Annotated in this window: 7 protein-coding genes; 1 reads left to right on the forward strand and 6 read right to left on the reverse strand. The window is 55.8% G+C overall.

Features of this window, described 5'->3' with window-relative positions:
* Nucleotides 1–2: 2 nt before the first annotated feature.
* Both ACILSQ_RS20970 and ACILSQ_RS20975 read right to left on the reverse strand, forming a co-directional pair.
* The gene (locus tag ACILSQ_RS20970; RefSeq protein ID WP_395745615.1) at nt 3–5,375 is read right to left on the reverse strand and encodes a hypothetical protein; all 5,373 of its coding nucleotides are present in this window, start codon (nt 5,373–5,375) and stop codon (nt 3–5) included.
* 5 nt (nt 5,376–5,380) lie between these two features.
* On the reverse strand, nt 5,381–7,057 hold the full coding sequence (locus ACILSQ_RS20975) for a hypothetical protein (protein ID WP_395745616.1): 1,677 nt from the start codon (nt 7,055–7,057) through the stop codon (nt 5,381–5,383).
* A 117-nt stretch (nt 7,058–7,174) separates the two neighbouring features.
* Here ACILSQ_RS20975 and ACILSQ_RS20980 point away from each other — a divergent pair, with 117 nt between their 5' ends.
* Nucleotides 7,175–7,780: an IS3 family transposase gene (locus ACILSQ_RS20980; RefSeq protein ID WP_395745617.1), complete on the forward strand. Its 606-nt coding sequence runs from the start codon at nt 7,175–7,177 to the stop codon at nt 7,778–7,780.
* A gap of 174 nt (nt 7,781–7,954) precedes the next feature.
* Here ACILSQ_RS20980 and ACILSQ_RS20985 read toward each other — a convergent pair whose 3' ends face one another.
* The 4 genes from ACILSQ_RS20985 to ACILSQ_RS21000 all read right to left on the reverse strand — a co-directional run bounded on the left by ACILSQ_RS20985 (nt 7,955) and on the right by ACILSQ_RS21000 (nt 12,911).
* The gene (locus tag ACILSQ_RS20985; RefSeq protein ID WP_395745618.1) at nt 7,955–8,620 is read right to left on the reverse strand and encodes a helix-turn-helix domain-containing protein; all 666 of its coding nucleotides are present in this window, start codon (nt 8,618–8,620) and stop codon (nt 7,955–7,957) included.
* Between the two features lie 47 nt (nt 8,621–8,667).
* Complete coding sequence (locus ACILSQ_RS20990) at nt 8,668–11,472, reverse strand: TOTE conflict system archaeo-eukaryotic primase domain-containing protein (protein WP_395745619.1); 2,805 nt, start codon at nt 11,470–11,472, stop codon at nt 8,668–8,670.
* Between the two features lie 150 nt (nt 11,473–11,622).
* Nucleotides 11,623–12,396, reverse strand: a complete 774-nt coding sequence (locus tag ACILSQ_RS20995) for a DUF3800 domain-containing protein (RefSeq protein WP_395745620.1) — start codon at nt 12,394–12,396, stop codon at nt 11,623–11,625.
* A gap of 50 nt (nt 12,397–12,446) precedes the next feature.
* Nucleotides 12,447–12,911: a helix-turn-helix transcriptional regulator gene (locus ACILSQ_RS21000; protein ID WP_395745621.1), complete on the reverse strand. Its 465-nt coding sequence runs from the start codon at nt 12,909–12,911 to the stop codon at nt 12,447–12,449.
* Between the last annotated feature and the right edge of the window lie 3 nt (nt 12,912–12,914).

The raw sequence follows: 12,914 nt of genomic DNA on the forward strand, positions 1-12,914 counted from the left end.
AGTTAGAGAGCCCTTTCTTTGCGGGTAGAGACGGAGGTGCGACGAGCTTTGGAGCGGTTCGCTTTGACCCGCCTTCTCCGTTGCTTCGGGGCGATCTTTTCCCAGATCTTATCCCAGGGTAACATCGGATCGTCGTGTGGGCCGGGATTGACGCCCGATGCCTTGACCTGGCGATCCATTTCGGCGAGGAACGACAGGGTGAGGAGACGAAGGTAGTCCAAGAACACATTGATCCCGGCATCGCCGACGCCGGGGGTAGAGGTGGATACCCCGCGTCCCGGGGGCAAGGTGATCAACTTTGGATCGTTGGATTTGGCACCCTCCAGTCCCCAAGTAATGCCGGGCCAGGCCGGGATGACGGCATAAGTCGTAACGGGGTCTGTAGGGTCCGGATCCGGTTGCGCCTCGACGACCGTGACATCGAACGCACCCTGGATGCCGGCGAGGAGCTGCGGCGCACCGGTTTGATTCCAATAAGCCTCGTCGCGCAGCCTCCTGCGGGCGGCGTCGATGTCGCTATGAAAGATGGGCGGGTTCTGCGAATAGTCGGGCAGCCCTAGTGCCCAAGCGGTGAGGAATTGCGCAAGGACGACGAACTCTTTGTGCACGTCGAGCATCATTTGTCCCACGAGGCACGGCACGTATTGACCCGTGGTTTGGCCGAGGTCGGCCGGGTCGGCCACGCAGGGCATCATCACCGCGTAGATGGTCAGCGTCTGCACGCTGCTGGTCCGAAGGTTGGAGGGAGGCGGCCCCCAGATGCCTCGTTGCGGGATGATACGCGGCATTCCCTGACGCGCAGCCGCAAGGGCGGGGTGCGCGGTCTTCCGAGCCTTGTGGCCTGGCAATTCAGGGCCGGGATCGAAGCCGCCGATCTCCTCCTCAATTCGCCACGTCGCACTAAAGTTCAGATCGAAAAGCTTGACCCGCACGCAGCCGATCGTCACCCACACTTCGAAGTGGAGATGGATGCCGACCTCCGCCGCGATCACGATCGGCATGGTGGCAGCCCAGTAGTGCCCATTCAGCCCGCCGGGCTGGTAAGCGAGCACTTTCGACAGCACCAATTCGAACTGGAGATAGGCACAGAGCGAAGCGCTGGCCTGCAGCACGATGAAGTCCAGGTCCGCCTTGATGAGGACCATGATCCCGGTGGTTCCCTTGATCGAGTAGAGGACCACGTTGAGTCCATCTTTAAACACCACGGCGCCCTCGATGATTCCGTAAACGCTGATGGAGGCTTCGCCCTTGAGGATGCCGAGGTCGATGCTTCGGCCGATCCCGACTCGCAGGGAGAGACCGGCGCGGATGGCGCACAAGCTCTTGACGTAATCGTTATCAATCGTCGCCGGGGGAGCGTGGTAACCAAACTTGCCCTCCTCGATGAGCAAGGACTTCGTGGCCATCGCGGAGGTATAGCCAAAATACATGCCGATCGTGCCGAGGAAGATGGCAAATTCGATCTGGCATCCGCCCCCAAAATCGTGTCCATCGAAGCCGAGGTTGATCAACCATCCGCCGTCCGTATAAACCTCCGTGGCGATCTTGGGCAGGCGGACCGAGACCACGCCAAATTGCATCGGCGGGATCGTGTCGGCCAAGTTAACTTCCGCTGAGTAGACGCCGAGTTTATCGTTCACGCGACGATAGGCGGCGCCGATTTTGATTTTGCCGATGAGTTTCAGCGTGAGGGCATAGACCGCGGGATTGTCGCAAATCGCCATCCAAGCCTCGAACAACCCCTCGCTCTGGTAATCGAAGAGCACCATCCAGCCATCCTGACTTTTATCCGTCGTCGAAAGCAGCGCACAGGGATCCTTCCCGGGCTCCAGGGTAAGGTAGCCCTCCGCCGAAGCAATGATGGCCTCCGCGGTTGTCCCGGAAGGGACCAGCACCCGATGGCCGGCGGCAATATATTGCAGTGCCTCCGAGGAATGCGGTGGCGCTTGATGCCCAAAGATCCAGGCAAACTTACGTTCGCCATTCGTTCCGATGAAAAGGGCGAGATCGATCGGAAAATTGCTCGGCCACTCTTTTCCGAAAAAGACGAGCCGCACGTTCTTGAACGCAATGACCTGGGCGACGATATTCCCGCCCGAGCGACAGGCGTGGAAATCCGCCTTCTCGGCGCGGATGGCGACGAACTGTTGAATGCCAATCTCGAAACCTTTCTTGTTAAGGTTTGGAAATTGGATGCCGAATCCGAAATCAAGCGTCTTCTTCCGCCAGCCCAGGATAAGCGGAAACTTCAGCCCTCCCGCACCTCCCATCAAGCCTCCCAGTTTGCCAAAATCAATCTCCAGATCGAAGGCGAAATCGAACAATTTGCCGGCGCCGCCGAGCCCTGGGAAAGAGAAGTAGTTGAGCGCTTTAAGATCGAAGGGCGAGCCGATCGCCATGCGAAACCCTTTCAACTTGAGCGGACAAATCGAGAAGAGCGAATCCCTAACATCCCCGATTTCGACATCCGCCCGGACGCCATCGGCGCGGAAGCGGCACTTCACGTCGGAGTTGGCGGGTTGATAGTCGATCTCCAGGCCTAATTGGTCGAGGTGGACGCTGTTGACATGCACCAACTCGTGGAAGGGCTGCTGCGCGGGGTCAAACTTCAGGTCGCCCTTGACGCCAATGAAGAAGGCAATCTGCCGCGGCGCGTTCCCGAGGGGCCGCACATTCGTCACCCGGAGTTCGGCCGCGGTGATCTCCAATTCCTGGAGGAACGATTTCGGATTCGCCTTGGTAAAGTCCACCTTGATGTTGAAGCCTTCTTTCGTCGTGAGGCGGAGCATGGACGATTGATCGTCACCATCCTTGGCCTCATAGGAGGCGACTAGGTTCAGGACCGCCTTGGGATCATTGGGATCCGCGTGGGGGGAGGGCGGCGTGACCGCCTCATCCCACATAAAGTGGCTGAAGAACATGTCGGCGTCCGCATGGAAACTGGCGATCCGGCTGTTATTGAAGGCGACTTCCAGAAAGTTAACCCTGAACTTATAGTCCGGCGTCGTGGGGAGCTCGCCGGTGGTGGTGTCGATCGGTTCATATTTTTCATTCCCAACGGTGGCAGGAATGGTGGTCGCCTTAGCCTTGTCGTAACAGAGCAACCCGAACGCCGAGCCGATGCGCACCGGGGTGCTTCCACCGGAGATGTCCTTCGACTTGATGGGGAGAAAGGAAAGGCCGAAATCGTGGAAGCGAAAGGCTTTCATGTCCATGCCGGCACCCAAGGCCTCGACCAGATCGCTCACGGTTTCAGGCAGGAAATTGAGGAAAAGAACCCCTTGCCAATCCTTATCGTCCCAGATGCTGCTCCAATATTTCTGCGCGCCGCTATTCGCCGGGAGCTTGGCCACGTTCGTGACGACTTGGGAGTCCAGTTTGGGAGCGAGATGTGACCGGCAGGCCCACAGCTCCTGTTTTTCCACGAGCGTGGCGAGCGACATCCCCCGGAAATATTTCAGGATGATGATCCCGGCGTCTTCCGGCTTTGCGCCGGAATTCCAGCCAAGTTCAAAGTGAAAGCCTGCGATGCCGAGCAAGGTCAACTGGCCGCCCGAAGAGTTGGCATTGCCCCGGAGTTGGATCACCTTATCCACATACCCATCGTGCTGACTCAGGACGATGAAGAGGTTGTTGGCCCGCAGGTTTCGCTGTAGCTCTTCACTCAGATCCTGTTCGCTCTGGGTCGAAGATGAGGTGGCCGGAGTGATCCCAATAGTAAATTCCTTTGCCAGGGTGCTCCCGGCATCTGGATCCCCAAAGTAGAGCGCGGTGAAATTGGAGTCGGTAATCTGCGCGACGATACCTTGCGGGGTCACGCCGATGGTCGAGCCGCCGTCCAAGCGATTGACCCGGCCCGGGCGCTTCTTTCGAGAGTAGGGGCCGGAAAAGAGCTTCCGGCGGGCATCGGCGAGGAAGGAGGTCTCGTAGTCCGGGCCGGTCTTGACGACCTCGATCGGAGCGGTGGCCTGCGAGCCCGGCCAGGGAAATACCGGGACGAAGCTTTGCGCGGAAAACGTTCCATACTGCAGGTGCGTCCGCCCCAGCCGGGTGACCGCGCGGCCGCGGTGCGCGCGATTCCGGAGGGCTTGCGGTTCGAATAGGGGTGACTTCGTTGATTCGGAGACGAAGGTCGGCGCGTCGCCGTGACCTTGAGGAAGCACGGTGAGCCAGGAGGTCGTGATGCGTTGATCCGCGTCGCCAAGATTGATGTCATCTGGACTCCGGGTCCTGCGCCGCCGCAAAGAGGGATCGCCGTCGACGAGGAGGAGCGCGCGATTGCCCCTTTCAAAGCGAAAGGTATCTCCGATGTTCGCTAGGGCGTGCTCGGTGGGAGCCGTCCCTGTCATGATCCGATGTGGTTCCACGCTGGTGCGTGAAGTAATTCGCTTCGCCTGCTGGATGCTGGAAAAGACAAAGTTCTTAACGGGCACAAATGAAGCAAACTGAGACTCAGTCGTGGTGCCGTCGGTGATATCCATCTCCAGTTGCAGAGAGGCGAAGCCCGCCTCCGCATCGGCTGGAATGGAGAAGACGACTTTCTGGCCGTGGGTGGTGACAAAATTGGACTGCCACTGGCTGCCGCTCGCAAATTCCACCCGGGAAAGGAACGGATCCTGAAGCAGAATGCCCTGATCGGAATCGCGGGGGTCGAGAGCCAGCGTGGACTGCGTGCCATCGTTGCTGGCAGAGAAAACCCGCCCGCGAAGGACTGATTGCCGTTGAACCGTCGTATCCGGATTAGCGACGAGTCGCGAGTAACCGATCTCAAAGGGAATATTTTCGAAGGCGGTCGAAGTGCCGATGACTTCCAATGCGCCAATCGGGAAGACCGCTCGAGGATCAAAATCGATGGCACATTCTGGACCCGTGGCATAGAGCAAAGTGGAGCTGGCGTCCGTATCTTCTGCGACCCAGACCGCGTCCGGCACCGACAATAATAGACGATCCGTATCCCACATGATGTCGAGGTCATCCAACGAGCGTGGGCGTAACCATCCCCCATCTTGCGCCAGGCCCAATCCGATCTGTTTGATACCGACGATTCTCGACCCTCCAGTGAGGAAGGTCAGGGGAAGTTGATTTGGCAGAGGTGTCCGCCAATAACATAGCTTTCCCCAAGTCTCGTTAGAGATGGCAGTATCGACATATTCGGCAATATGTTGCGAATCGCTGGGGAAGAAGAGCAGAGCACGCCGCCGCACTCCCTGGCTTCCGGTGGGAGCCGCATCCCATTTTTGGAAAAGGACGCTGCCATCTAGGTTCGACGGTGGCACGGATGCACTGCCTAAGTCGAAGAGAACAGCGCAATCCGAGCGGCTGGCGAGTGTATAAGCGACAATCGAGTTCTGAGAGTAACACTGAGTAAAATTCATAATGTTTATCTAAATGAATCTCCCGAATGGCATTCCACGCTTTCCAGTGTAGACAGCTCCATATCCCAAAAGCGATAAGATGGAGTATGTCCTGCCTTTTGGTTCTCGACCCGTTTGATCGTGATGAGGGGGCATTGCAGTTCGCCGATGCCCCCGCCTGATGCTTCCGGATGATAGGCTTGCAAGATGTCGCTCCAACTGGTTCCGACGGGATGCCAATCGAAGGCATTGGTTCGGGCATCCACCGGAATTTCGGCCGAGACCCAGGATTGATTGCCGAACACATAGGCGGGATACCATTTTTTGATCTCATCTTCCGTGAACTTGGGGATGATTTTGCGCGGATTGTCTTCCGTTGACATCCAGATGATAAATCGGCGTGACAATCCCGTGAAAACGGAGTCTTTCACATCCATCGATTGGTCATCACGGGCATCGCTGATGAATGGGACGCTCGTTCCTCCATCAAAGCTCGCTGATTGATCCGCTTTGGTATATTCTTGGGGGATGAGGAGGAAGAGATTGGGTGAGCCGGACGGGGGAACGGGTCTTTGATGGAGGTCAAACTCGTTATCGACTGCCATGACCTTTTTGGTAAACGGAGTGTCCTTACCAAAGGGGAGAAATTTTTCCAAATTTGCACCGCTCAGTTTCCCTTGGTTGGGTGGCACCGAGTTGAAATCCCAATCGGATTGCGGACCGACGACGACACGTCCGTTCCTTTGCAGAACTGGAATCAGCGTCGTGCCCCCCTGCGTCTGACGATTGATCGTTCCGAATGTGCCGGCATTGTAATCGGCCGTGCTGCCCCACGCGACCCGAAGGCGCATCCCGGGTCGCAACAAGAGAGCCCCCATTCTCTCGCCAGCGGAACTTCCCAGGCTGCGGGGCGGCCGGCCCGAGATGGGCGGCAGCTTCGCCTTTGCATAGTCATCGAAATGCGCCGTGTCGAGACACTTCTTCCAAAAGCACTCCAATTTATCCTGATAAACCGGCTCTCCATTCGGCCCTGGTGATTGATTGAACCGGCATGCGGCGGGTTTGAATATCCGGCAGATTGGCGGTGCACTTTTTTTAAATAACCACTGCAAGAACTCGGCTTGCACGGCCCTAAAACGAGTCCATGACAGCCGACGGAGCGCGGCGATGGAATCACTTGTGGCATGAAAGTTCACGTCATCGCTTTTCCCGCTGCGCTTCACCACAATGACAATAGTTCGCTCGTCTGCAGACTCGTTACCGCAGTCCGGCGAAAAGCAGCTGCACTCTGGAAGATGATTGTCCCGTGCCAAGAATCCAACTGCCGGATAATCAACTTTCTTTGCAGGTTCCCCAGGATAGGAAGGGAAAATGATCAATTTATCCTCGGCACTGGATTTGGTTTTTGCGGACGCATTCTGGCCACTGGTTCTGCGATCCGTGGAATCGCCGTTATACGTAACACGGGAAGTGGACAGCACATCGAATGGCGTAATGTCCGCTGCTGATGATAGGCAGGTCAGCGCCAATAATTGAACCCCAAATGCTATAATCGAACTCGGTTCACGTATTTGGTGGAGCATAATCTTGGTTCTCTTATTAAGAATAAAATTATAAATTAGCCAATAATTTTCCGTTCTATTTGAAACCACAAATTTTGGCAAGGTAAATACAGGGGAGACCGCCTTCTTTATGGATGCCACGTCGATTTCCTATTCAGGAGGCGCAGCACCTTCGTTCCATTCGCAGAATAAACAATTCCGTCATCATCAGCAACGCCCATAGATTTGAGACCAAACGCCAGGGGCAGTTTTGGGTGAGTGCCGCAGCGCCAGCACAAGCGCCGCAGGCTGGGCCACGGCGACAACAGCACGCAACGACGAAGTGCCACGCCCATGAATGAAGTGTGGAGCTACGACTTTGTGTTCGACCAGACCGAGGACGGCAGGCGGCTCAAATGGCTGCCCATCTGTGACGAGTTCACCCGCGAAAGTTTGGCGCTGGAAGTCGAGCGACGGATGGAGGCCAAAGATATGGTGTGCGTGCTGGCGGCAGCCGTGGCACAACGCGGAGCACCTGTGTATATCAGCAGCGACAACGGGCCGGAGTTCATTGCCAAGGCGGTGCGTGCAAGGATCGCAAGCCAAGGCTTCGAAACCCTCTACATCGAGCCAGGCAGCCCGTGGCAGAACGCCTACAGCGAGAGCTTCAACAGCCTTCTGCGCGACGAACTGCTCAACCGCGAGGTCTTCGCCAGGCTGGCCGAAGCAAAAGTGCTGGGCAGCGAGTATCGTCGCACCTACAATGAACAGCGACTGCACTCGTCGCTGGATTATCAAACCCCGGCAGAGTTCGCGCAGTGTTGCCTTTCGGCTGACTACGCTACGCTCCGTCAACCGAAAGGCAACACAATCTCCCCCAACTAAACCCAACACCCAAACCAAGCCGCAAACCGCTGCCAGACTCTCATAGAAACTGGCTCAAGCTCCGGGGGCAGATCACAACCGTTCCGTGTCCTCAAAACGCGATTGTTAGGAGGGATGGAACAAGACTTCGGTAAGGAGTGCGACTGCTTGCTCGATGTCACACGCCTCATGTTCTCAAACCGCAGTGATGGCAAGCAGCCGGGTTGAGCCTTGGGATTGATCGTGAGTCCTGAAACCATTCGCCACTGCATGCTCCTCATGGTTACCCACAGCGCCATCTGGCAACCCAGTCGGCTGATGCGACTTTGCGATGTCGATCCCGTTGTCGGCTAATATTTTGATCTTCTTTAACACAGCCAGAGGCGGCTCGATCTTGCCATCATGCTCCCATAGTCGGACAGCGCTGGCAATGGCATTGATTCTTCTGCCAAGCCCATACTGGCTTAGACCCCACATCCGACGTGCCTTCAACACCCAATCTGCAAAGCTGACCTCCGGGCCAGGGTAGTAACCAAGAAAGCGAATCAAGCGGGGCCAGAATGAAACAGCCGGGCTGACCTCGTCGCGTTCCCAACGTTCATACTGCTCCCGAACTGTCCCCAATTGCTTGGCGACTTGTTCCTGAGTGAGGTTTAGCAACAAGCGCTTCGATTTGAGATGCTGTCCGAGGCTTTCTGGATTCAGAATGAATCCTTTCCGTGTGAGCTTTCTGAACCGGAGAGCGGTTCGTGAGGCCCGAATTGTGAAAAAGCAAAATGGCAAAATAGGGTGATACGTTTTTCGAATAGTTGGTGAATCGTTCTTTTTCAGTGATTTGTAGTGGCCGATCTGCTGGCTCAATCTTTTGCCAATTTGGCGACGCGGTGGAGGTGCTTGTGAAAGCCGGATTACACGTCTCTGCCACTCCGCAGATGCTCAAGCGAGCGGAGAACCATGTCGAGAATTTCGTCCAGGCGTTTGCTTAGATCATCGGCAAAGAAGCGAAGGATGAAAAAGCCGTGAAATTGAAGCAGCGCGTCTTTTCGCCGATCCCGACGCCATGATTCTGGGGTGGAGAGGTGCTGCATGCCATCAATCTCGATCACCAAACGCAGGTTGAGACAGAGAAAATCGACTTCCATCTGGCTGCCGTCGTCAAACGGGATGGGTAATGAGCCATTGAGTTTGAACAAACCTTTGGTCGATCCCAGTGATTCGAGCCGTCGGTAGAAGAATGCTTCGCTTGCGCTGCGAGCTCGTTCGACACCCTGGGCGTCTGCAGAAGCAGGGCGCGCAGCATGGACGAAAAGCAGCGCAAGAGGTTGATCGACGCCGTCGCGGATTAAGCGGCGCACGCTGGCAGAATAGTCCTGCTTCCATTGTGCATCAACAGGCAGAGGTACCTCAGCAGGCCAGCCCGGCAAGGCGCTGGCGGGCAGCAAAATGCTGTAGCCGACGGCTTCGTAGCCTGCGCAACGGCGGTCAAACATGCGGGCCAGCATTGGAATATCAAGATCGGCATAGTCATAGACTTGGACTACGCGTTTCCCTTCGTAGAGGCGGTGAAGACGGCCGACATACTGTGCGATGGTTCCTCGCCATGAGACGGGCATGGTGAGAAACAAAGTATCCAGACGCGGGTCATCAAACCCTTCACCCACAAACCGTCCGGTCGCGACCACGACACGTCCTTCGTCAGGAGAGATAGAGTTAAGCTGATCCAAAGTAGCACGAAGAGCCTTCTTTCCCATGCCGCCTTGCAGCACGATCACATGTGGGATTTCGGGGCGCAGTTCATCGACAAGCTTTTCCAGATGCTCGGTTCTTTCCGTCAGAACAAGCGGATTGCGGCCTGCTTTGACTACTCGCAAGATTTCCTCACAGATGATGCGATTACGTGTGTCGTTTTTTGCCACCGCATCGCACAGACGTTGAAACTCCTTTCTCGGATCGCCATCCGGCTCACCCTGGGGCAAAAATCCTGTAGGACGAACCAGCACCTCATGAGCAAAGGGGCGTTCAGCGGCCTGTTGTTGTGCATCTACCCGATGTCGGATCGGGCCGCATTGCATGAAAATGATGGGGTGATGGCCATCCTTGCGCGTGACAGTGGCTGAGAGCCCTGTGACAAATTTGGCTTTTGCCCGCCGAGCGATCAATTCAAAGCTCTGGGCGGACAGATGATGACATTCATCGACGATCACATGGCCATAATCGGCTATGAGGTCATTGACCGCTCCCTTGCGAACGAGGCTCTGCATCAACGCCACATCAACGAGGCCTGTGAGTTTCTTTTTTCCACCTCCCCAGCGGCCGATCTCCTTCGAGGGCAAGCCGAGGAAATGAGAGAGTCGTTCCACCCATTGTTCCAGCAACTGAGAGCGATGCACCAATACTATGGTGTTTTTCCCTCGCTGAGCAATAAGCCATGCCGCAATGACAGTCTTTCCGAATGCAGTTGTCGCCGAGAGTACTCCTGTATCGTGCCGAAGCAGGGCGGTGCCTGCTCTTTGCTGGTCATTCCGCAGTTTCCCGTTGAACTTCACGTCTATTGGATGGCCTATGAAGCGTTCGTCACGCAGGCTGACTTCAACTTTAAGCGCATTCAACAACACAAGTACTTCCTCCAGGCACCCGCGTGGTAATCCGACGTGTTCAGCGTGCTCCTCTGCGCAGGCGATGATCCGCGGCTTGTCATAGGTGGGGAGACGCATGGCCTGGGCTTTGTAAAATTCCGGATTTTGAAACGCCGCGAGTCTGAGCAAGGCGTTTCGCAATGACGGAGACAGTTCTTGTTTTGGAAGATAGATTTGGTCGGCCAAGACCAGTTCTAGTTTGGCAGGCATGGGGCCTTGCGGAATCTGATCATTGCGGCGGGAGGGAGAAAGCATCCATGGCGCTGTGTCAGGCTCTTCCTCAGGTGCTGCAAAACGCACATTGATCACCCTTCCTCGACCTTCAGCCGAGCGAACCAATTGATCGAGTCGCGATGCCGGAAGCCGCTCAATTCCGTTCAAAAAGGCCCATTGATCGGCGTGGGGAGAAAAAGACTCATCAATGAACAAGCTGTTCCCATGTTCACGTGCGCCCTTTTGCAGAGGCAAGGCAATCAGATTGCCGAAGCCCCCCTTTGGGAGGGTGTCCTGATTCGGAAAAAATCGATCATACGAACGAAATCCCATCTCCGGCCTGCCTTCCATCGTCTCGGTCAGCACATGCGCCCCCAACTTTCGCGCAAGCACTGCTGGAACCGCATTGGCGAAAAATACCCAAACGTGCCCGCCGTTGCCTGAACGTGAGCGCTCCAAGGCCGCAGAAACTTTGAGCCTTCGGCAGGTTTCCAGGAACGCACTTGCATCCACAGCCCAATCCTCCCCATCAAAATCTGCCGCCAAAAACCAGCACTTCTCATCAAGCAGCATAGGATACACACCCATGACAAATGGTTGGCCGTGGTCATCCATGCCCGAGAGATGCCATCGAATCACATCGTCAGTGACCGGGAGCCATCGCTGGTGGGGGCACTCACTGCACTTGATGCGTGGTTTCTCACAAACACCGCGCACCCATTCGTTTCCACAGACAGGCTGGTATCCTGACTTTCCGGTCTTGCGACTCTCAAAACGTCGCGGATAGACCTCGGTGCGGCCCCGAAACAAAGATCGAAACAGCTCAATCTTGACGGAGGCTGGCGATGTCTGAGTAACGGGCATTGGCGAGGTTGAGCTTTTTGTTCGGGTCAGTCTCGTCCGTGTCGCACTGGGAGGTTGCAATTTCTGCTGAGGCAGATATTATGTGAACAGGACTGAGAATGCTCGGTCGGTGGGCGCTCTCTGGCGAAAGCCGGAAGCGCCCATTTGATTTTACAGACTGGGGAAAACCTTCCAGCCATTTGCGGAATTGGACGAGTAAAAATGGTTCTTCACCACCTCAAAAGCACGATTCGGCTTGAGTGAGTTGAGAATGTGTCTGGCGCATGGGTAGGCGCAGAGATCCGCAAGTTGCACTCCAACGATGTTGTTCTTTTTCGACTGGAAGGCCAACGGGCAGTCAAGCCGGCGGAATCGCTCTCCGGGAACGTTTTCGGTTCCACGTGAGAGGATGCGGTAAAACACTTGCTCCAAAGAATTGTCTTCATTGCGACCTCTTGCTTCTGCTACAACTGGCAGGTGGGTTTCGCCATGAGACTCCATGAAATGGAGCAGGTTCTCCATGGTAAACTCCAGCGCCAGATCGTATGGATTGGTGGCTTCGGTACCGTGCCTGTCTACATGGGCCGATTTCCGGATGGCAGTCACAAACAAAGTGAATGGCAAGGTTTCCATCAATTCCGAAATCTCGGTTATGAACCGTGTGCGCACTTGGGCATTGAGCAAAATCGAAAACGGCCCCTGTGCCAAACGAATATCACGACTGTGGAGGTTGATACCCTCATGATTCCAATAGCGGAGCTTGAAGGCGTTCATTTTAGGCAAGATCTCGTCCTGATAGGCCTCTCTCTCGACCACCACCATAGCGAGCACGAAAAGAGGGAAGTCCGGGTCGATCTTCGTCAGCGAGTGGTCACCGCATTCATCGAAGAAGGCGATGAATCGGGAAGGTGGGAGGACGCCAACGGAACTGGAAAGATGGGCCATGTTGAAAAAGGAATCTGGCACATTGCCCCTTCAGATGACAGGGGCTTTTTTCAACACCTCAACAACGATCCTGAGCAGGGGATTTGGTCAAGGGATGCGCCGGGTAATCGGGCCATTCGTGCAAGGCGAAGGAGGATGCCCTCATCTGGAATCTCTGCACCATGCTCCCATCTTCGTAAACGCTGGTGGATGACCCCAAGCAAATTTGCGAGATGCTTCTGATCCATGCCTTGGTACCGGCGGGTTTTGAGGACAAGATCGGCAGCGGTTTCAAGACTGAATGGGTAGTAGCCAAGGAATGAAAGGATACCAGGCCATTCCGACACGACAGGCTGCCGCTCATCACGTTCCCAGCGGTCGTAAACCTCTCGCAAGTTGCCGAGCTGGCTTGCCACGTCTTCCTGACGCAAGTTCAAGGCAAGCCTCCGGTTGCGAAGGTGCTCGCCGAGCGTTTGAGGGGCGAGAATTATTCCTTTCTTGTTGAGAATGAAAGCTCTGAATGATTCCTGGTTCACTTT

Source organism: Prosthecobacter sp., assembly GCF_044227185.1.
Taxonomy (GTDB): domain Bacteria; phylum Verrucomicrobiota; class Verrucomicrobiia; order Verrucomicrobiales; family Verrucomicrobiaceae; genus Prosthecobacter.